Annotated in this window: 16 protein-coding genes and 1 pseudogene; 2 read left to right on the forward strand and 15 right to left on the reverse strand. The window is 62.0% G+C overall.

The features are described 5' to 3' along the window. From glgX to QCBJ_RS19590, 14 genes and pseudogenes are all read right to left on the reverse strand, one after another. On the reverse strand, positions 1-2,160 hold the full coding sequence (glgX, locus tag QCBJ_RS19530; RefSeq protein WP_012724526.1) for a glycogen debranching protein GlgX: 2,160 nt from the start codon (positions 2,158-2,160) through the stop codon (positions 1-3). Between the two features lie 119 nt (positions 2,161-2,279). Beyond that, positions 2,280-2,552: a DUF2934 domain-containing protein gene (locus QCBJ_RS19535; RefSeq protein WP_102061376.1), complete on the reverse strand. Its 273-nt coding sequence runs from the start codon at positions 2,550-2,552 to the stop codon at positions 2,280-2,282. 23 nt (positions 2,553-2,575) lie between these two features. After that, positions 2,576-5,326: a malto-oligosyltrehalose synthase gene (locus QCBJ_RS19540; RefSeq protein ID WP_102061377.1), complete on the reverse strand. Its 2,751-nt coding sequence runs from the start codon at positions 5,324-5,326 to the stop codon at positions 2,576-2,578. Beyond that, a complete protein-coding gene (gene malQ / locus QCBJ_RS19545; protein WP_102061378.1) occupies positions 5,323-7,407 on the reverse strand; it encodes a 4-alpha-glucanotransferase in 2,085 nt (694 codons plus the stop codon). Before malQ ends, QCBJ_RS19540 begins: the two co-directional genes overlap by 4 nt. Further along, positions 7,404-9,149, reverse strand: coding sequence for a malto-oligosyltrehalose trehalohydrolase (gene treZ, locus QCBJ_RS19550; protein ID WP_102061379.1), 1,746 nt, complete (start codon positions 9,147-9,149; stop codon positions 7,404-7,406). Before treZ ends, malQ begins: the two co-directional genes overlap by 4 nt. Positions 9,150-9,169: 20 nt before the next feature. Next, positions 9,170-10,723, reverse strand: a complete 1,554-nt coding sequence (gene glgA / locus QCBJ_RS19555) for a glycogen synthase GlgA (RefSeq protein WP_080567197.1) — start codon at positions 10,721-10,723, stop codon at positions 9,170-9,172. A 504-nt stretch (positions 10,724-11,227) separates the two neighbouring features. Next, on the reverse strand, positions 11,228-12,181 hold the full coding sequence (locus tag QCBJ_RS19560; protein WP_012724521.1) for a D-2-hydroxyacid dehydrogenase family protein: 954 nt from the start codon (positions 12,179-12,181) through the stop codon (positions 11,228-11,230). A gap of 26 nt (positions 12,182-12,207) precedes the next feature. After that, positions 12,208-13,209 carry an alpha/beta fold hydrolase gene (locus tag QCBJ_RS19565; protein WP_102061380.1) on the reverse strand — a complete coding sequence of 334 codons (1,002 nt, stop codon included), beginning with the start codon at positions 13,207-13,209 and terminating at the stop codon, positions 12,208-12,210. 44 nt (positions 13,210-13,253) lie between these two features. Further along, entirely contained in the window at positions 13,254-13,697 is a 444-nt protein-coding gene (locus QCBJ_RS19570) for a YqaA family protein (protein ID WP_102061381.1), read from the reverse strand. After that, the gene (locus tag QCBJ_RS19575) at positions 13,694-14,140 is read right to left on the reverse strand and encodes a DUF411 domain-containing protein (protein ID WP_102061382.1); all 447 of its coding nucleotides are present in this window, start codon (positions 14,138-14,140) and stop codon (positions 13,694-13,696) included. The genes QCBJ_RS19570 and QCBJ_RS19575 overlap by 4 nt, the downstream gene beginning before the upstream one ends. A 111-nt stretch (positions 14,141-14,251) precedes the next feature. Beyond that, positions 14,252-14,710 (reverse strand): SRPBCC family protein, encoded by a 459-nt coding sequence (locus QCBJ_RS19580; RefSeq protein WP_012724517.1) that lies wholly within the window; start codon positions 14,708-14,710, stop codon positions 14,252-14,254. Positions 14,711-14,800: 90 nt separating this feature from the next. Continuing rightward, positions 14,801-15,646 (reverse strand): methyl-accepting chemotaxis protein, encoded by an 846-nt coding sequence (locus tag QCBJ_RS30785; RefSeq protein WP_371914036.1) that lies wholly within the window; start codon positions 15,644-15,646, stop codon positions 14,801-14,803. 15 nt (positions 15,647-15,661) lie between these two features. Further along, positions 15,662-16,795: pseudogene (locus tag QCBJ_RS30790) on the reverse strand (cache and HAMP domain-containing protein); the annotation flags it as partial. 300 nt (positions 16,796-17,095) lie between these two features. Next, a complete protein-coding gene (locus tag QCBJ_RS19590; RefSeq protein ID WP_102061384.1) occupies positions 17,096-18,091 on the reverse strand; it encodes an aldo/keto reductase in 996 nt (331 codons plus the stop codon). 118 nt (positions 18,092-18,209) lie between these two features. Between QCBJ_RS19590 and QCBJ_RS19595 the strand changes: the two genes are divergently transcribed. After that, positions 18,210-19,136 carry a LysR family transcriptional regulator gene (locus QCBJ_RS19595; protein WP_102061385.1) on the forward strand — a complete coding sequence of 309 codons (927 nt, stop codon included), beginning with the start codon at positions 18,210-18,212 and terminating at the stop codon, positions 19,134-19,136. A 122-nt stretch (positions 19,137-19,258) separates the two neighbouring features. Further along, complete coding sequence (locus QCBJ_RS19600; RefSeq protein ID WP_010210250.1) at positions 19,259-19,447, forward strand: hypothetical protein; 189 nt, start codon at positions 19,259-19,261, stop codon at positions 19,445-19,447. Positions 19,448-19,462: 15 nt separating this feature from the next. Here QCBJ_RS19600 and QCBJ_RS19605 read toward each other — a convergent pair whose 3' ends face one another. Beyond that, positions 19,463-19,843 (reverse strand): hypothetical protein, encoded by a 381-nt coding sequence (locus QCBJ_RS19605; protein ID WP_012724513.1) that lies wholly within the window; start codon positions 19,841-19,843, stop codon positions 19,463-19,465. Positions 19,844-19,892 lie beyond the last annotated feature (49 nt).

The raw sequence follows: 19,892 nt of genomic DNA on the forward strand, positions 1-19,892 counted from the left end.
TCACACCTCGTCGTCACGCTGCAGTTCGAACAGCAGCAGCGAGCGGCCGGTCACCGCGTACTCGTGATCAAAGTCAAAGCGTTCCTGGCCGCGCACGGCCGGCTCGTTGGTGTCGAGCATGCAGGTCCAGAATTCACCTTGGGGCACCGACGGCAGGCGGAAATTGACCATGTCGTGGTGCGCGTTGACCACCAGCAACAAGGTGGCATCGGCGCCAGGGCGGCGAATGCCGGTCTCTTGGGCGCGGCCATCCATCAGCATGCCCAGGCAGCGACCGTTGCTGTCTTGCCACTGTTCGGTGGTCATCTCGTTGCCATCCGGCGCCAGCCAGGTGACGTCCTTCACGCCGATGTCTTCGTTGTAGTCGCCCACCAGGAAGCGCCCGCGGCGCAGGATCGGGTAGGCCAGGCGCAGCTTGATCAGGCGCTTGACGAACTTGAGCAGCGCCTTGCCGTCTTCGTCCAAGTCCCAGTTTATCCAACCGATCTCGCTGTCCTGGCAGTAGGCGTTGTTATTGCCGTGCTGAGTACGCGCAAATTCGTCACCGGCCACCAGCATCGGCGTGCCTTGGGACAGCAGCAGCGTGGCGAAGAAGTTACGCATCTGCCGCAGGCGCAGCGCGTTGATTTCCGGGTCGTCTGTCGGGCCTTCGACACCGTGGTTCCACGACAGGTTGTTGTTGCTACCGTCCTGGTTGTTCTCGTCGTTGGCTTCGTTGTGCTTGTCGTTGTACGACACCAGGTCGTGCAGGGTGAAACCGTCATGGGCGGTGATGAAGTTCACCGAGCTGTAAGGGCGGCGCCCACGGTGGTTGAACATCTCGCCGGAAGCGGTCATGCGGGCGGCAAAGTCGGCCAACTGGCTGTCGTCGCCTTTCCAGAATGCACGCACGGTGTCGCGGAAACGGTCGTTCCACTCCACCCAGCCCGGCGGGAAGTTGCCCACTTGGTATCCGCCGGGGCCACAGTCCCAGGGCTCGGCGATCATCTTCAACTGGCGCAGTACCGGGTCCTGGCGGCAGGCCACGAGGAAACTGTGGCGCTCGTCAAACCCATCGCGGTAGCGGCCAAGGATGGTCGCCAGGTCGAAGCGGAAACCGTCGACGTGCATCTCGGTCGCCCAGTAACGCAGCGAGTCGGTGACCATTTGCAATACGCACGGGTGGCTCAGGTCCAGGGTGTTACCGGTACCTGAATCATTGATGTAGAAACGCTTGTCATCCGGCATCAGGCGGTAGTACGAAGCGTTGTCGATACCGCGCATCGACAGGGTCGGACCGCGCTCGTTGCCCTCGGCGGTGTGGTTGTAGACCACGTCCAGGATCACTTCGAGCTTGGCTTCGTGCAGGTGCGCGACCATCTCCTTGAACTCAGCAATCTTGCCGCTGGCCAGGTAGCGTGGGTCGGGGGCAAAAAACGCGATGCTGTTGTAACCCCAGTAGTTGGTCATGCCTTTTTCCAGCAGGTGCTGGTCGTTGACAAAGGCGTGCACCGGCAGCAGTTCTACCGACGAAATACCCAGCTGGCGGATGTGCTTGAGCACGTCATCTTCCATCAGCCCGGCGCAGGTGCCGCGCACGGACTCGCCGACGGAAGGGTGACGCATACTGATGCCGCGCAGGTGGGTTTCGTAGATGATCGTACGGTCCCACGGCACCCGTACCGGCTGATCGTTGCCCCAGGTGTGGGCCGGGTCGATCACCTTGCACTTAGGCACGAAGGGCGCGCTGTCGCGTTCGTCGAAGCTCAGGTCGTCATCCGGGTGGCCGATGGTGTAGCCGAACAGCGCCTCGGACCATTTGAGTTCGCCCACCAGCTGTTTGGCATAGGGGTCGATCAGCAATTTGTTGTGGTTGAAACGGTGGCCGTTGGCCGGGTCATACGCACCGTACACGCGGTAGCCGTAAATCAGCCCAGGGTGGGCGTCGGGCAGATAGCCGTGGAAGGTTTCGTCGGTGTATTCCGGTAGTTCGATGCGTTCCAGCTCGACTTCGCCGGAATCATCGAACAGGCACAACTCCACTTTGGTGGCGTTGGCTGAAAACAGTGCAAAGTTGACGCCGAGGCCATCCCAGGTCGCGCCAAGCGGGAAGGGCAAACCTTCACGGATCCGCGACGGCTCGTTGTCCGGCGTCGGTGGGGTTTTGTCGGGTTTGCTCATTGTATTGCTCCTGCAAAGGTCTTTTTTCAGGCCGAGTGCGGCCGTGCTGACGAAATTTCAGCTGACAATATGGAAAATGAAATCACCCCTTGCCGACGGCACCGGCAAGAGGCGCGGGTTCAAGGCTTAGGCTTTTTCGGCGCCGCGGGTTTCTTCGCCGCCGGTGGTGCTGGTTTACTGGCGGCCGGTGCGGCCGGCTTGGCTTTTGGCGGGGGCTTGGGTGCGCTTGCCTTGGGCTTGGCAGTGGGCTTGAGCTTGCTCGGCGTCAGCGCTTCGGCTTCCGCCAGTTTGCGCGCCATCTCCCAGTGTCGCGCGTCCTCGCCGTGAGGTTTGCCCTCAGACTCCCAGATCTGATGTGCCAGTTCGCGTATGCGTTTGTCTTCAGTACTCATCACAATGCTCCTCGCAGAAAATTTCAGCTTTCTTGATCATCAGGATTGATAAAGACATTGACCGGGAAATCCCCCAGGGCAGTGCTGATCAACAGCTCCTTGTCTGGTGTGACTGCGCCTGTATGAAAAAGTCCCTTCCAGTTTTGAGTTGTCGCGGCGAACGGTAATTTCACCCGTGTATCGCCCCAAACCCGCGCATTGACCTGAGGGTGCACACCGTTTTCAAGCAGCGCGTGCGACCAGCGTGGCACCACCACCAGCACGTATTTGCCCTGATACTCGCGGGCGAAAGCGACCACCCGTTCGGCGTGCGTGCCGACCACTTCCAGCGGTGTATATGCGCCGCTGCGGAACAGTTCGGGATGGGCTTTACGCAAGCCCAGCACCTGAGCAATCAACGCCTGTTTGATGCGCCCGTCGCGCCAGTTGAACAACAGTTCACCGAGGTCCGGCGGAGTATCCAGCGCCTGTTGCCGTGCGTTGAAATCCACCGGGCGGCGGTTGTCCGGGTCCACGAGGCTGAAGTCCCAGAACTCGTCGCCCTGGTACAGGTCCGGCACACCCGGTACGGTGAGGCGAAGCAAGGATTGCGCCAGGCCATTGAGCGCACCGGCCGGGGCGATCACCTGGGCGGCGTTGCCAATGGCGGTGCGCAGTTCGCGCCCCTCATCAGTGAGCAGCAGCCGCGAGAGGAAGGCTTCGACGCCTTGCTCATACGCTTCGTTGGGCGCGCTCCAGCTGCTTTGCAACTTGGCTTCGCGCAGGGCTTTTTGCTGCCATTGCCACAGGCGTTGCTGGTAACCCTCGAAGTCGGCGTCCTGGTCCAGCGGCCAACTGCCCAGCAGTGCCTGATAGAGGATCAATTCATCGCCGGCCGACGGCGTATTCGCGTCAACCCGCAGCGGCGCGGCGAGGCTACGCCAATGCTCGACCTGTTCGACGTACCACGGCGCGCACTCACTCAGCACGGCCAGGCGCGCGCGGGTATCTTCGCCGCGCTTGTGGTCGTGGGTGGCGGTGGCCAGCAGGTTGTCGGGGAAGGTCTGCAAACGGTGCTGGTTGACCGCATGGAAGTCGGCCAAGGGCGCACTGAACTGTTCGGTGCTGAAGCCCACGTCGTTGCGCGACAGCACCACCGCCGAACGATAGAACGCGGTGTCTTCCACCGCTTTAGCGGCGGCGGGCGAGGTCAGTTGCTGGAAGCGCACGCAGGCATGCTTGAGGATCTTGCGCTCACGGCCCACCGGGCGATTGCGCCAGGGCTGGCCGCCGAGCCAATTTTCCAGGTGCTCAAGTACCGGCCAGTCGCCTTCGCCCAAGGTCGTGCGCGCGCCGTCCATGGCCTGCTGGAACACCTTGTCGTCGGCGGCGCTACGGCCACGGGCGCTGATGTAGGTGCGGTACACCGGGAAGTGCACGATCAGTTCCTGCAAGGCCCGGCGGATGGCCCCGAGGGTCAGGTCGCGGGTCATCACGTCGTCGCGGGCCACTTGCAGCAGGGCCTGGGCCACGCTTTCAAAGTCACCGCCGAGGGAGCCATTGAGGATCTGCTGGCGTGCCAGCCGCGCTTCCTCGATAAACGCCGCAGGCCGTTCGCTATGGCGTGTCCACAGCTCGGCCAACGGTTCGAAGCCGTCCGGTTGATGTTGCAGCAGCGACAACTGGTTCATGAATTCGTAGCCGGTGGTGCCGTCCACTTGCCAGTCTTCACGCAGGGTTTCGCCCTCGCCGAGGATCTTCTCGACGAAGATCGGCAAGTGCCGTTCCGGCACCAGCGAATCCACGCGACGGCGCAGCTTGCGGCAATACCCGCGCGGGTCGGCCAGGCCGTCGATATGGTCGATGCGCAGGCCATCCACCAAGCCTTCGCTGATCAGTTCGAAGATCTTGCCATGGGTGGCTTCGAACACCGCGGTACGCTCTACGCGCAGGCCGCCGAGTTCGTTGACATCGAAGAAGCGCCGCCAGTTGATGTCATCCGCCGCCGTGCGCCAGCTGGCCAGGCGGTAGGCCTGTTGTTCCAGCAGTTGATGCAGGCGCTTGAAGCCTTCGGGCTGGCGCCCGTCGAAGGTGGTCAGCTGCTGCTCGATGGCCGGCAGCACCTCGGTGGCGCGTTCGGCCAGGGCCTGTTTGAGCCACGCCGCCTCGTGGTAGGCGTCTTCCTGATGGGCGAGGGCGGTGAAGCGCTCGGCCAGGGGCTTGAGCGGCGCCTCAGTGCCCAGGATCGCCGCGTAGTCCTTTGGACAGATCGGGAAGCGGTGTTCGTAATGCTCAACGTAGAACGCGCCGTGGGGGGCGTCGAACTGCAACGTCAGGGTGCCGGCCTGCAGGGCTTCGCCGTAGTCGCTGCCGAGGAACGGCATCAGCAATTGGCCCTTGAGCAGGGGGTCGGGCGAGTGCCATTGAATATCGAAGAACTCGCTGTAGGGGCTCAGTCGCCCCCATTCCAGCAGGTCCAGCCACCAAGGGTTGTCGGCGCCGCCCACGGCCATGTGGTTGGAAACGATATCGAGGATCAGGCCCATCTTGTGTTCACGCAGCGCCGCGACCAGGCGGCGCAGGGCCGGTTCTCCGCCCAGCTCCGGGTTGACGCTGGTGGGGTCGACCACATCGTAGCCGTGCATGGACCCTGCACGGGCGCTGAGCAGCGGCGAGGCATACAGGTGACTGATGCCCAACTGGGCGAAATACGGCACCAGGGGCACCGCATCATCGAGGGTAAAGCCTTTATGGAATTGCAGGCGCTGGGTCGCGCGCAGGGGCAGTGCGTTCATCGGTCACGCTCATAGGCTTGGTTGCGCGCGACGGCCAACAGCTCGAGGCGGCGGGCGGCACCGGCATTGTCGAGCAGGCTGGACGCCTCGCCCGGCAGGCGGCGACGCCAATTGGGATGGGTGTCGGTGGTGCCGGGCAGGTTGGCTTGTTCCTCCACCCCGAGGGCGTCCTCCAACGGCAACAGCACCAGGGGCGCGCGGGTGTGGCCGAGGTAGCGCGCACTGGCGTCGATCATATGGTCGGTTTCATTGCGGATTTCTTCGACGAAGTTCTGCGGGTCCTGGCTCAAGGCCTGGCGCAGTGCCTGGCGTTCGCGCAGGCGGTGTTCACTCCATTGTTCCACCGTAGGCGCGTCGATCAGGCCAAGCCGGATGTTCCAGTCGATATCGCGGCTGTGCCACCAACCGTTCAGGGTCGGCAAATCATGGGTGCTGGTGGTGGCCAGGGCGTTGTCCGGCCAGTCGAGGATCGGCGTGAACCGGCCCTCGTGGTTTTGCTCGAACAGCAACACACGCATGCCCAGGATCGAGCGCGCGATGAGTTTTTCACGCAGGCCATCCGGCACCGTGCCCAAGTCTTCACCGAGCACAATGGCCTGGTGACGGTGGGACTCCAGCGCCAACAGCCGCAACAGGTCATCCACCGGGTAATACAGGTAGGCGCCTTCGCGCGGCGAGGCGTCCATGGGGATCACCCACAGGCGTTGCAGGCCCATCACATGGTCGATGCGCAAGCCGCCGGCATGGGCAAAGTTGGCGCGCAGCATTTCGATAAAGGCGCGAAAGCCATTGCGCTTGAGACCTTCGGGCGAGAAGGCGGAAATCCCCCAGCCCTGGCCGGCACGGTTGAGAATGTCGGGCGGCGCACCGACGGTCAGGTCTGCCAGCAATTCATCCTGGCGGCTCCAGGCCTGGCTGCCACCGCCGTCGGCGCCCACCGCGAGGTCGGCGATCAAGCCCACGCCCATGCCGCTACCGCGCGCAGCTTGTTGCGCGCGCTCAAGGCAACGGGCGATCAGCCATTGGCTGAACGCGAAGTAGCCGATCTCATCGCGATTGTCTTCGGCGAACTGCGCCAGTGCCGGGCTCTGCGGGCTGCGCCAGTCTTCGGGCCAGTGGCGCCAGTCGAGTGCTTCACCTGCCGCTGCGCGAGCCGCTTGCACGGCTTCGAAGCGGCAATGGTTTTCCAGCGCCTCGCCACCGGCCTGGCGGAAACTGAGGAAGTCGGCGTGTTGTGGGTGGTGGCCATGACGGAAGTCTTCATAAAGTGCACGCAACAGGCGTTGCTTGGCCTTGGCGGCGGCGGGCCAGTCGATCAGGGTGTGTTGCTCCAGCGCGTGCAGCTCATCCGCCAGGCCGAGGGACTCGATCGCGTTGCGCACTTCGCGCTCACCCAGGATGCAGCCCGGGGAGGCGTACAAACTGTTGAGGAACAACCGGCTCGACGGCGAATACGGGCTGTAGCGCCCGGTGTCGGCGCTGAACATGGCATGCATCGGGCTGATGGCCAGTGCATCGGCGCCGCGCTCGGCCGCCGAGCGGGCCAGATGCTCCAAGGCCAGGGTATCGCCAAAACCGCCGTCGCCCAGACGGCGCAGGCCATACAGTTGCGCGCTGAGGCCCCAGGCGCGGGCCGGTTGGGTATCGACCGCTTCGGCGACGCTGTAGCAATGCGTGGGGGCGACGGCCAGGGTGAAGACCTGATCGGCGATATGCACTTGGTGATAACCCAGGGCAATGACGCCTGGCAGGACGGCGTTGCCATCGAGCCGCAGTTCCAGGGTGTCGCCGTCTTCCAGGCTGACCCGGCACAGGGTGTCCGGTTCGAAGTAGCGCGCCAGGTCGAGGCCGTCACCACTGTCGATGGTCAGTAAGGGCGGCAGGTGTTTGTCTTGTTGTACCCGCTCCAGTTCAAGCAGGCTGGCGTCGATCTCTGCGTCACTGTCGGCCGGGTGGCCCAGGCCTTTGAGAACGGCGCGCAGGGCGTCGGGTGTTACACGTTGCGGGCGGCCGTTTGCGTCGATCCAATCGACGGCCAGGCCCGCTCGGCTGGCGAGGATTTCCAGGTTCGCTTCACTCAAGGGTGCTCTCCAACAGGGGATAGGGTGACGCGTGCGCTGTACGGCGGCAGGGTTGCGCCGGCGTTGGCAGGCGTTTGAAAAAGGACCGGCTCCGTGGCGGGGTGATCCAGCGGCACGGCGCTCAAGTTGAGGTCGATCCGCAACACACTGCCGTTACCCAGGCGCCAACGGGCGCTGACGGCGTGATCGGCCAGGACCTGAGCGCCCAGCGCGACACTGCCGGGCAGGTGCGGCACGAGATGCCGGTGGCGCAGGCTCAGCAGTTGGCGATAGAGCTGGGTGTGTTCGTTCTCGTCGAAGCTGGGCGTGGTTTTCAAAAAGGTCGGCAGGGCATTGGGATCGGGAATGCGTTCGCGCCGCTCCGGGTCCTGGAACGCGGCGAAATCCTTGAATTCATTGCGTCGACCTTCACGCACCGCCTCGGCCAGCTCGCCATGGTGATCGGTGAAAAACAGGAAAGGCTCGCTGGCGTTGGCCTCATCACCCATGAACATCAGCGGGATCATCGGCGACAGCAGCAGCAGCGCGGTCGCCGCCTTCAAGGCCTGCGGCGAGCAGAGCTGATGCAGGCGCTCGCCCAGGGCACGGTTGCCGATCTGGTCATGGTTTTGCAGGAACGCCACGAACGCGCTCGGTGGCAGGTGCCCACTGGGTTCGCCACGCACATGGCCATGCCGGGTTGTATGGCCTTGGTAGATAAAGCCTTCGCCCAGGCAGCGGGCCAATTTAGCGGTCGGGTCTTGGGCGAAGTCGCTGTAATACGCATCGGTTTCGCCGGTCAACAGCACGTGCAACACATTATGGAAATCATCATTCCACTGCGCGTTGAAATCGTGCTGCAGGAGCCCGGCCTGGTTGAGCTCGTTTTCGAGCATCAGCCAGACATGGCGGCCCGTGTCCACCTGCTCGCGCACGCGGTGGGCCAGCTCCTTGAGAAACTCCGGGTTATCGATGGCGTGTACCGCGTCCAGGCGCAGGCCGTCGAAGCGGTATTCGAGCAACCACATCAATGCGTTATCGAGGAAGAAGTCCCGCACTTCACGCCGGTTGAAATCGATGCCGGCGCCCCATGGCGTGTGCACGTCTTCCTGGAAGAACCCCTTGGCGTATTGGCCCAGGTAATTGCCGTCGGGCCCGAAGTGGTTGTAGACCACGTCGAGAATCACCGCAAGGCCATGTTCGTGGGCGCTGTCGATCAGGTGCTTGAGCTGTTCAGGGGTGCCGTAGGAGGCTTGGGGTGCATAGGGCAGGACCCCGTCGTAGCCCCAGTTGCGATCGCCGGGGAATTGCGCCAACGGCATCAATTCAATCGCGGTAACGCCCAATTCGGCCAGGCGTGGCAGGTGTTTCTCAATGCCGGCATAACCCCCCATGGCACCGACGTGCAGTTCATAGATGACTGCCTCGTGCCAGGGGCGGCCTTGCCAATTGCTGTGACGCCATTGATAGGCGAGGGAGTCGACCACTACGCTCCAACCGTGCACATCCGAGGCCTGGGCCCTGGAGGCGGGATCGGGTACGTCCATCTCCCCATCGATATTGAAGCGGTAGCGCGTGCCCGCCGGGCACGCTATTTCGGTTTCAAACCAGCCTTCTGCCTGGGGCAGCATGGCGACGGACTTGCCGTTTTCCAATTCAACGCTGACATAAAACGCGTCTGGCGCCCACAAGGCGAAACGCGTGTGTTGCGCGTCCAGCATGATTGCGCCGTGGGGCCAGGTTTCCAGAGTCCGTAACGGCATCTATAAAAACCTCCCTTTGATTATTTAGCGGATTTCCCCAGTGCTTTAGCCACCAGTTGCTCATACAGTTCGGCGTAGGGTTCCACGGCCTGGCTCCAGTTGAACGGTTGGGTCATCGCCCGGCAGCGCATGGCGTTGAGCAAGCCAGGGAAGGCAAACACCTTGAACGCGCGGCTCAAGGCTTCTTTGTAGCTGTCGACCGTGGATTCATTGAACAGGAAGCCGGTGACACCGTTTTCAATGGTGTCAGCCAAGCCACCGGTGTTACGTGCGACGGGCAGCGAACCGAAGCGCTGGGCGTACATCTGGCTCAGGCCGCAGGGCTCGTAACGCGACGGCATCAGCAGGAAATCGCTGCCGGCGAACATGCGCCGGGCGTCGGTCTCGTTGAAGCCGATGCGCACGCCGATCTGGCCTGGGAAGCGCAGCGCCAGTTCACGCATGGCGTTTTCTTCTTCAGGCTCACCCCGGCCGATAATCGCGATCTGGCCGCCTTGTTCGACGATAAAGCTGGCAACGGCTTCGGTAAGGTCCAGGCCTTTCTGGAAGACCAGGCGCGAGACCACGGCGAACAGCGGACCCGTCGAGTCGTGGAGGCCGAACAGGTTGCGCACCTGCGCGGCGTTCACCGCCTTGCCTTCCCAATCGCCAATATTGAAGTTGTGCGTCAGGTGGGGGTCGGTGGAGGTTTCCCAGCTGTCTTCGATGCCGTTGGGAATGCCGCTGAGCAAGCCTTGCTGGGTCTTGCTGGCCAAAAAGCCATCCAGGCCGCAGCCGAATTCAGGCGTAGTGATTTCCTGGGCGTAGGTGGCGCTCACGGTGGTGATATGGCTGGAATACGCCATGCCGGCCTTGAGGAACGACATCTTGCCGTAGAACTCCATGCCTTCCTGTTGCAAGGCGTGGGGTGGAATGCCCAGTTCCGGCGTGGAGGCCAGGCTGACGACGCCCTGATACGCCAGGTTATGGATGGTGAACAGGGTCGGGGTGCGTGACCCACGCCAGTGCATATAGGCCGGTGCCAGGCCAGCGGGCCAGTCGTGGGCGTGCACCAGGTCCGGGCACCAGTGGATCTGCGCCAGGTTGGCGGCCATGTCAGCGGCGGCCAGGCCCAGGCGGGCGAAACGGATATGGTTGTCCGGCCAGTCGCGGCCGTTGTTGGCGCCGTAGGGTGTACCTTCACGCTCGTAGAGCTCGGGGCAGATCAGTACATAGATGACCAGGCCGTCCTTGAGGTCCATCCGCCCGATCTTGCACGGCGGCAGCGCAGCGTGGCCGCCCAGCTCACCGATGATATGGATCGGGTTGTCGCTCTCCATTACCTGCGGATAGCCAGGGATCAGCACCCGCACATCGTGCAGGTGGGCCATGGCGCGGGGCAGGGCAGCGGACACATCGCCCAGGCCGCCGGTTTTCACCAGATCGGCGAATTCGGAGGTGACAAACAGGACTTTCTTGCGATTGGGATTGTGACTCGGGACCGGCCGCACCGTGTTGAGGTCAACCAAAGAGGTCGACCCGCCAACTGGCTGACTAACACGCTCTCCCTGAATACTTGCAGCGGCACTGATCATAGTTCTCTCCACGTGTTGGTCGGCTAATGGCCCGCTGCCACTAGCTCCGATGACCGCATCCTGCGGCCAGGCGCAAGCGCATAACGCCCTTTGAATAGTTGGGGCAAGGCGTATGCCAGTTGCACGGTTAGCTCAAAAAGAATGGATAGACGGCATCTGGTATGAACCGCATGTGCGCGCCTTACCCTAAACCTGACCTATGGCAGAGTTGTAAAGTTTCGATTTTTTCGCGGGGCTTTTGTTTTGAAACGGACCCATCGGTCATCAGTCTAGGACATATCCTAGAGCCTGTAGGGTTTTCGAGAAGATTTTGTAGGACAAAATACTTTTAACGTTATGCCGCTGTAGTGGGGAAGGGGTCTGTAGTGAGCGGGCTTGTCCCGCGTCGGAGTGCGAAGCGCTCCTCATAAGGCGTACTCGGTGCAATGAGTGCCACCGAGGTGTTTGGTTTTGGGGCCGCTTCGCGCCCCAGCGTGGGGCAAGCCCACTCACTACATTGGTGCGTTAGCCGAGGGTGCGAATGGGCGCGCCGTTCGCCCAGGCTTGAATGTCTTCGATCATTTGCGCGTAGAACTGCCGGTAATTCTGCTCGCTCACGTAGCCCACGTGCGGGGTGGCCAGTACCGTTGGCAAGCGGCGGAAGGGATGATCCGCGGGCAGCGGCTCTTGGGCATACACGTCCAGCGCCGCACCGGCCAGGCGGCCGCTTTCGAGGGCCTGCACCAGCGCCTGCTCATCCACTATCGGCCCCCGCGCGGTGTTGACCAGGCGCGCGCTGGGCTTCATCCAGCCCAGCGCTTGCGCGTCCACCAAGCCACGGGTGCGGTCACTGAGCACCAGGTGCACGGTGAGAATGTCCGCCTGTTCGAACAAGGCTTGCTTGCTGACCCACGTCACGCCTGACTCGGCGGCCCGTTCCGGGGTGAGGTTTTCACTCCAGGCAATGACACGCATGCCGAACACCTGGGCAAACTGCGCGACTTTCTGGCCGATACTGCCCAGCCCGAGAATCCCCAGGGTCTTGCCATACAGATCGCCGCCCAGGCCGATCTGCCAGTGGCCGGCGCGCAGCGAATGGGCTTCAGCCACCAGGTCACGCGTGGAAGCCATGATCAACGCCCAGGTCAATTCCGGCGCCGCGTGTTTATAGCTGTCGGTGCCACAGACCTGGATACCCAAGGCCTTGGCCGCGGGAATGTCGATCGCGGCGTTGCGCATGCCGCCGGTCACCAGCAATTTAAGCGCGGGCAGGCCTTGCAGCAGGGCTTTGTCGAAGGTAGAACGCTCACGCATCACACAAATGACCTCGAAGCCCTGCAAGCGCTCGATCATGGTGGCGGTATCCGCCGGGTAATCGTGCAGGAAATGCACCTGGCCCACGGCCGCAAGGACCGACCAATCCACCACGCCACTGGCCACATTCTGCCAATCATCAATGACTGCGATCTGTACCGACATTCACGAGTGCCTCGAAAAAGGTTGGACTAAAGGGCGTTAAGGCCCTGCAACAGTGCCTTGTGAAACTGGGCGGGTTCTTCCATTTGCGGCGCGTGCCCAAGGCCCGGGAATTCCACCAGGGTTGCATGGGGGATCAGCTTGGCCACCTGCTTGCCCAGCACGGCATAATCGCCAAGCGTGGCCTTGACCGCCGGCGGCGCGATGTCTTTGCCGATGGCAGTGTTGTCCGATGTGCCGATCAGCAGCAGCGTGGGCATCTGCAGGTCCTTGAACTCGTAGTACACCGGCTGGGTGAAGATCATGTCGTAAATCAACGCCGAGTTCCATGCCACCTGCGTATGCCCGGGGCCGTTGCTCAGGCCGGCGTACATGTCCACCCACCGCTCGTACTCCGGCTTCCAGCGCCCGACATAATAGGTGTTGAGTTGGTAGTTGCGAATACCTTCGGCGCTGACCTTCAGCTCCCGCTCATACCACTGGTCAACGCTGAGCGAGGGCACGCCCAACGCTTTCCAGTCTTCCAGGCCGATCGGGTTGACCATCGCCAGCTGTTCGGTTTGCTCGGGGTACATGAGTGCGTAGCGCGTGGCGAGCATGCCGCCGGTGGAATGGCCGAGGAGGGTGGCCTTTTGAACGCCGAGCTTTTCCAGCAGTTGGTGGGTGTTAAGCGCCAGTTGCTGGAAGCTGTACTGGTAATGATCGGGCTTGCTGGAACTGCAGAATCCGATCTGGTCCGGCGCGATCACCCGGTAGCCGGCGTCGCTCAAGGCCTTGATCGAACCTTCCCAGGTGGCGCCGCAGAAGTTCTTGCCGTGCATCAGCACCACGCTGCGACCGTTGGCCTGACCTTTGGCGGGGACGTCCATATAGCCCATTTGCAAGGACTTGCCCTGGGATTGAAACGCGAAATGCTTGAGCGGATAGGGGTATTCGAAGCCTTGCAGTTCGGGACCGTAGGTCGCGGCGAACGCCGGGGCGGCAGTGGCTGTGAGCAGGCCGGCGATACAAAAAGCGCGGATCAGAGGCATTGGCTGGGCTCCGAGAAGGGTATTCGGATGCTGTTGCGAGACGATTAAGTGGGGATTAACACCCACTGCAAGGTGATCGCCGCGAGCACGCCATAACGCAGGCCTTTGGCCAGGGTCACCAGTAGCAGGAATCGCCACAGTGGCTCGCGCATCACCCCGGCCACCAGTGTCAGCGGGTCGCCAATGAGCGGCAGCCAACTGAGCAGCAACGTCCAATGCCCCCAGCGCTCGTAATGGTTGCGGGCTTTTTCCAGTTGCTTGTCGTTGATGGGAAACCAGCGCCGTTGCTTGAAGTGCTCCACCCAGCGGCCCAGCCACCAGTTCACCACTGAGCCCAGCACATTGCCCAACGTGGCAATGCCCAGCAACAGCCACAGGCTGTAATGGCTGCTGAGGAGCAGGCCGACCAGTACCGCTTCCGATTGCAGGGGTAATAATGTCGCGGCGCCAAACGCCGCGAAAAACAACCCCAGGTAGCCCGCGATCATTGTGCCGGGTATTGCGCCACCACCACATCTTTGCCTTCACGGGTCAGGCCGATGACTTGATAGGCCTCGCTTCGGCCCTCCACCTCCATGCCGGGCGAGCCCATGGGCATGCCCGGCGCGGCGACGCCCAGCAGGTCGTTGCGTTTGCGCAAGGCCAGCACCTGTTCGGCAGGCACATGGCCTTCGACGAATTTGCCGTCGATCACGGCGGTATGGCAGGAGCCCAGGCGCGGCGCCACGCCCAGGCGTTGTTTGACCGCACTCATGTCGGTTTCGACGTGGTCGTTGACCTTGAAACCGTTGCTTTCCAGGTGGCTGATCCATTTTTTGCAGCAACCGCAGTTGGCGTCGCGGTGCACGTCAATGGGGATCAGGTCGGTAGCCTGGGCCAGGGTGGCGGTGAAGAGGGTTGAAAACAGGGCCAATCGCAATCGGGTTTTCATGGTGGGGCTCGTCGGTCGGTGAACGTCGTCAGGATGCAGGCGATCATGACGACGTCAGCGCAGGCAAGCCAGTCTCCACCGAGGGGGGTGTGTGGCGGTAATGTTTCCAAATTATACGAGAGGTGGGTTTTCCAGGCGATGCTTGAGCTGGCCGAGGGCGACCGCCGACAGTTCAATCATGCGTTCATGCAAGGTGGCCAATTGCAATTCGGTTTCATAGGTCAACACACGCTTGAACAGCGTGCCGCCTTGATGGGGCAACAGGAAGTAGTGAATCGAGCCGTCGACGGCCAGGGAAGTGAACACGGTCTTGAATTCGCCGGGGCGCCGCGCGATCTGCACGCGGTAACTCATGGGCACACGCACACCCAGCAAATCGATGAACTCGGTGAAACGTGCGCCGGGCGGGAGAGAACCGGTGGTGCCCGTATCGGCGCTGAGGGAGGTGGGGTGCCATTCGTGCCAGCGATCCGGTTGGGTCACGTAGTCATAAACGGCGTCGATGGGGGCCTGGATAAAGCGTTCCTGACTGATCCGCTCCAAGCGGACCGACTGCTCGGCTGCGCGCATGGCACACCTCCTGTGTGGCAGTAGTAATCACCTTGAACTGTCAGAATAGTCCCACTCCCGCACATTGCACGGGAGTGTTTCAGCCGTTTATCACTGCACCTTGAATCGACCCATCAACGCAATTACCCGACCATTCGCGTCCAGCAGGCTTTGAGTATTGGTTTCAGTGGCATGGCCGCTCTGCACCAACTCTTCGACCATTTGTCGGATCTGCACCATGCTGCGGTTGATCTCCTCGGTCACCGCGCTCTGCTGCTCGGCGGCCGTGGCGATCTGGGTGCTGAGGTTATTGATGTGGCTGACCGAGCCGGCCATTTCATCCAACCCGGTGTTCACCCGCGCCGTGGCATCCGCGGCCGACTGGCAGCTGGCCTGGGTGTTTTCCATCGCGGCGACCGAGGAACTCACGCCCGCCGTCAGGCGGGTGAGCATTTCGTTGATCTGTGACGTGCTGGCCTGCGTGCGTGCGGCCAGCGCGCGGACTTCATCGGCCACCACCGCAAAACCACGGCCTTGCTCACCGGCACGCGCCGCTTCAATCGCGGCGTTGAGGGCAAGCAGGTTGGTCTGGCCGGCGATTGCGCCGATCACGCCGAGGGTTTCGGTGATACGCGCGGCATCCTGGCGCATGTTTTCCACGCTGTGGGTCGCACTGGACACTTCGCCGATCAACGCGCTGACACTGTTGGAGGCTTCACCGACGACCACGCGGGAACGGTCGGCGTGTTCGTTGGCGCGCTGGGTGAACGCTGCGGTTTCGGCGGCGTTTTGCGCAACGGTGTCGGCGGTGGAGCTCATTTCGGTGATGGCGGTGACGGTCTGGTCGGTTTCCGAGGCATGCCGTACCAGGATCTGGTTGGTGTGCGCCGACGTCCGCTGCAGTTGCTCAAGGCTTGACGACATGGCGCCGGTGGCTTGGGTGACTTCGCCGATCATGTTCTGCAGGTAGACAATAAAGCGATTCACCGAGTGGCCGATGGCGCCCAATTCGTCTTCGGCACGGATGGTGATGCGGCGTGTCAGGTCGGCATCGCCGGCGGACAGTGCGTCGATATTTGTTTTCAACGACTTCATGCGCTGCACCAGTTGGCGGATCGCATACGCGGCGAGCAGCACCAGCAGCAGGACCATAGGGATTTGCAGCAAGGCCAAGGTGCCCAGTACGTCATCACGCTGGGCGGTAATCAGTGAGGTGGGCAGGGCGGTGGCGAGGAACCATGGCGTGCCACCGATAGGGCGCATGTAAAAAGTGCTGGCCACGCCCTGGTTGTCGAACTCGTTGCGTTGCAGCGCCTGGTCGCGGTGGGCCAGGGCTTTGCTGACCTGGGCCGCAAATGCCGAAGTGCCGGTGAGTTCGCTGATGTTCTTCAGCACCACCGGACCGCTGATTTGGGTGCTGTTGCTGATGATCTTGCCGTCACCTTCGACGATCAGCATTTGCCCGCCGATGTCTTTCTCTTTGCTGGCCACCAGGTCATTGAAGAAGCCCAGGGTCACGTCGATGGTCGCGACACCATAAGGCACGCCGTCGCGCTGGATGGCCATGGCGCAGTTGGTGCGCGGCTCCTGGCTGGCGTCGTCCTTGTAGGCGGCCGCCCAGGCACATTGACCGCGCGGCGAGGCCAAGCCGCCTTTGTACCAGCTCTGGTCGTAATAGTTGGGCGCGGGGTCGCTGTTCCAGAACGTATTCACCGCCAGCTTGCCCGAGGCATCTCGGTGCCAGAACGTGCTGTGTTTGTTACGCCCCGGTGTGCGCTGGTTGGGCAACGGCCAGATCCCGCCCCCGAAGACTTTCAGCTCGCCATACTGGTCGACCAGGCCGGGCAGGACTTTGTCGATGGCATCGCTGTCGAGCAATGGGATGGTCTGGGTGATGGTGCGTTGTTGGGACTGAACCTTGTTCAGTTCGCCCTGGATCTGCTCGGCGACCTCGGCGATGCGGTTGAGCACCACCTGTTCTTCTGTCTGTCGCAGCGTGGGCGCGACCAACTGGCCGATGCCCACCACGGTCAACACAAATAACACTAGGACGAACAGCACCAGGAACAGGGTATAGCGGGCTTGGATAGAGCGCAGTGGGGGCATGAGGTCGTCCTTACGAAGCGTTTATTGTCGACGCGGCTTTGTTAGAGCTTCGTAGGGCTATCGGCTTGGGAGGGCGGAGCTTTAGGTACGGTCGTGCAAGAAAAAAGAGCGCCGGGTAATGCCAGTCAGTTAAGAAGCAGCAAGAGCGAAAAGTCACCCGTGGCGAGGGAGCTTGCTCCCGCTGGACTGCGTAGCAGTCCCAGTCTTTTGAAACAAAGAGCTGGGGCCGCTTCGCGACCAGCGGGAGCAAGCTCCCTCGCCAAAGGTACGGTGCTCACCCTTAACTGACTGGCATTTTATTCAGATATCCAGCATGGCCATTACCGCCTCGGGGTAGCGCAAGCCGGCGGTTGCCTCGATGGGGAAGATCGCCTCCAGTGCCGCGAGCTCTGCCTGGCTGAGGCTGATCGACACCGCCGCCGCGTTTTCTTCCAGATACTTGCGCTGCTTGGTGCCGGGGATCGGAATGATGAAGTCACCCTGCGCCAACACCCAGGCCAGCGCGAGTTGTCCGGCGCTCACGCCTTTGTCGGCTGCCAGCGTTTGTACCTGCTTCACCAGTTCGAGGTTTTTGCCAAAGTTCTCACCCTGGAAGCGCGGGCTGAACCGACGGTAGTCATCGGCACCGAAGTCATCCGGGCTTTTCAGCGCACCGGTTAGAAAACCACGGCCCAGCGGGCTGTAGGGCACGAACGCGATGCCCAGGCGCCGGCAGGCGGCGAGGCAGCCGTTGTGTTCCTGGTCGCGGCTCCACAGCGAGTACTCGCTTTGCAACGCGCTGATCGGGTGCACCTTATGCGCGCGTTCAAGTGTCGCGGCAGAGGCTTCGCTCAAGCCCAGGTAGCGCACTTTGCCCTGCTGGACCAACTCGGCCATGGCACCGACGGTTTCTTCGATGGCGACGTCCGGGTCGATGCGGTGCTGGTAATACAGATCGAGGGTCTCCACGCCCAGGCGTCGCAGCGTGCCGTTGATAGCCTCGCGGATGTAGTCGGGGCGGCCGTTCACGCCACGCTGCGCCGGGTGTGCCGGATCGCGCACAATCCCGAACTTGCTGGCCAGGAACACCTGGTCACGTTTGCCGGCGATGGCTTGGCCAATCAGTTGTTCATTGGTGTGCGGGCCGTAGATGTCGGCGGTGTCGAGAAAATTGATGCCCAACTCCAGGGCACGGTGCAGGGTCGCGGTGGCTTCGCGGGTGTCGCTGCCGGGTGTGTAGAAATCGCTCATGCCCATGCAGCCGAGGCCGATGGCGGAGACGAGCGGGCCGTTTGTTCCGAGTTGACGTATGTGCATGGTTTCAGCGCCTTGGGTGGGAAGGCCTGCATTGTCACGCTCGACAAAATCGGGATAAACCGGCTAAAAGCACTATCACTATTCGCATTATCTGAATAATCAGTTCGAGGAGCTTCCTTTGGACCGTTTCAACGCAATGCGCGTGTTCACACGCATCGTCGAACTGCGTGGCTTCGCCAAGGCCGCCGACAGCCTGCAACTGCCGCGCGCGTCGGTGACCGTGCTGATCAAGCAGCTGGAAGCGCACTTGGGCGTGCAATTGTTGCAACGCACCACGCGGCAAGTCAGCCCGACGCTGGACGGTGCGGCGTATTACCAACGTTGCGTGCAACTGCTGACCGACCTGGAAGAAACCGAGGCGGTCTTTTCCACCCGGCGACAGAACCCACGCGGCACGTTGAGCGTGGACATGCCCTCGGGAATCGGAAGGTTGATCGTGATCCCTGCGTTGCCCGCGTTCACCGCGCGCTACCCGCAGATCGAACTGGAGGTCGGCCTTAACGACCGCCCGGTGAACCTGATCCGTGAGGGTGTGGATTGCGTACTGCGTGGCGGCCTTGCGCTGGACGAGTCGCTGGTGGCGCGGCCGTTGGCGATGATGGATCAACTGACCCTGGCGAGTCCGGAGTATCTGGCGCGCAGGGGAGTGCCCGCGTCGCTTGATGACCTGGCCAACCATCAGATGGTCGAATACGTCTCCAGCGCCAGTGGCAAACGGTTTGGCCTGGAGTTCCAGGTCGACGGCCACTTGCACACGGTGAACCTGTCGAAGGGCTTGGCGGTGAACAGTTCCGACGGCTATTTCGCAGCGTGTGAGGCCGGGTTCGGCTTGATCCAGGCGCCGCATTATCACGCGATGCGTCAATTGGCCGAGGGATCGTTGGTGGAAGTATTGCCCCAGGTGAAGGTGCCAACCATGGCACTGTCGGCGCTGTACCCGCCGCATCGCCAATTATCCCAGCGGGTGCGGGTATTTGTGGATTGGCTGGTAGCGCTTTGCGCCCAGCCCGGTAACGGGTTACGGCGTGAGGTGGATGCGGGCTGATTGGTCGAGCCAAAGTTTTTCATCGCCTGTAACATAAGCGCCTGCCTGACGTGCTGGCGCTTATCTGCCGCGCAGGTCCGGCGATTCACACCGGCTCTATTCTTCAAGTTCAGGAACCCGTCATGACACAAAAGCAGCGTTTGAAGTACTCGATTCTGATTGCCCTGGCCGTACTGGCGACGATGTTTGGCCTGTCCTATTTGCAGAACACCGGGGTTATCAGCGAGAAGACATTCCAGACCATCGCCATTGCCGTCGCAGTGGTCGTGGTGGTGATCAACGGCATCATGCGCCGCAAGGTCAAGCTCTAAGCGACAGGGCGCCCATCAGGCGCGACCTTCGAGTACCTTGGCAGCCTCTTCATGGAGGCTGTAGCTTTTATCCGCATTGAGGGTGATCACGCCCTCGCTGCACAGGCGCTTGAGCACCTCGCGCACGCTGAGAAACGACAGCGGGATACCCAGCTCTAATAAATGGCTGTGTACGCCGCGCACACCAAGGGTGCGCTGGTTGTCGGCGGCGGTGAGCAGGGCGTCGATGACCTTCAGCCGGATCAGGCTGGTGCGCAAGCCAAAACACTTGAGCAAATGGCGGATACGCTGGTTGCCTTGCTGTTCGGGCACTTTGCCGAATGCCTGTGTACCGCTGCCGAAACTGGCCTCGGCAGCCGATGAATGTCCATCCGTGGGCACTTGCGGGTTGTACATGCAAAAACTCCTTTTCAGAGCCTGATCAGGAAAAAATGAGCGCTCTTAG

This window comes from Pseudomonas sp. QC2 (genome assembly GCF_002859085.1).
GTDB lineage: Bacteria > Pseudomonadota > Gammaproteobacteria > Pseudomonadales > Pseudomonadaceae > Aquipseudomonas > Aquipseudomonas petroselini.

Bases quoted from the DNA above. Each gene is read 5' to 3' on its own strand.
- glgX (WP_012724526.1), bottom strand. From the start codon at position 2,160: ATGAGCAAACCCGACAAAACCCCACCGACGCCGGACAACGAGCCGTCG.
- QCBJ_RS19535 (WP_102061376.1), bottom strand. From the start codon at position 2,552: ATGAGTACTGAAGACAAACGCATACGCGAACTGGCACATCAGATCTGG.
- QCBJ_RS19540 (WP_102061377.1), bottom strand. From the start codon at position 5,326: ATGAACGCACTGCCCCTGCGCGCGACCCAGCGCCTGCAATTCCATAAA.
- treZ (WP_102061379.1), bottom strand. From the start codon at position 9,149: ATGCCGTTACGGACTCTGGAAACCTGGCCCCACGGCGCAATCATGCTG.
- glgA (WP_080567197.1), bottom strand. From the start codon at position 10,723: ATGATCAGTGCCGCTGCAAGTATTCAGGGAGAGCGTGTTAGTCAGCCA.
- QCBJ_RS19560 (WP_012724521.1), bottom strand. From the start codon at position 12,181: ATGTCGGTACAGATCGCAGTCATTGATGATTGGCAGAATGTGGCCAGT.
- QCBJ_RS19565 (WP_102061380.1), bottom strand. From the start codon at position 13,209: ATGCCTCTGATCCGCGCTTTTTGTATCGCCGGCCTGCTCACAGCCACT.
- QCBJ_RS19570 (WP_102061381.1), bottom strand. From the start codon at position 13,697: ATGATCGCGGGCTACCTGGGGTTGTTTTTCGCGGCGTTTGGCGCCGCG.
- QCBJ_RS19575 (WP_102061382.1), bottom strand. From the start codon at position 14,140: ATGAAAACCCGATTGCGATTGGCCCTGTTTTCAACCCTCTTCACCGCC.
- QCBJ_RS19580 (WP_012724517.1), bottom strand. From the start codon at position 14,710: ATGCGCGCAGCCGAGCAGTCGGTCCGCTTGGAGCGGATCAGTCAGGAA.
- QCBJ_RS30785 (WP_371914036.1), bottom strand. From the start codon at position 15,646: ATGATCGGCGAAGTCACCCAAGCCACCGGCGCCATGTCGTCAAGCCTT.
- QCBJ_RS19590 (WP_102061384.1), bottom strand. From the start codon at position 18,091: ATGCACATACGTCAACTCGGAACAAACGGCCCGCTCGTCTCCGCCATC.
- QCBJ_RS19600 (WP_010210250.1), top strand. From the start codon at position 19,259: ATGACACAAAAGCAGCGTTTGAAGTACTCGATTCTGATTGCCCTGGCC.
- QCBJ_RS19605 (WP_012724513.1), bottom strand. From the start codon at position 19,843: ATGTACAACCCGCAAGTGCCCACGGATGGACATTCATCGGCTGCCGAG.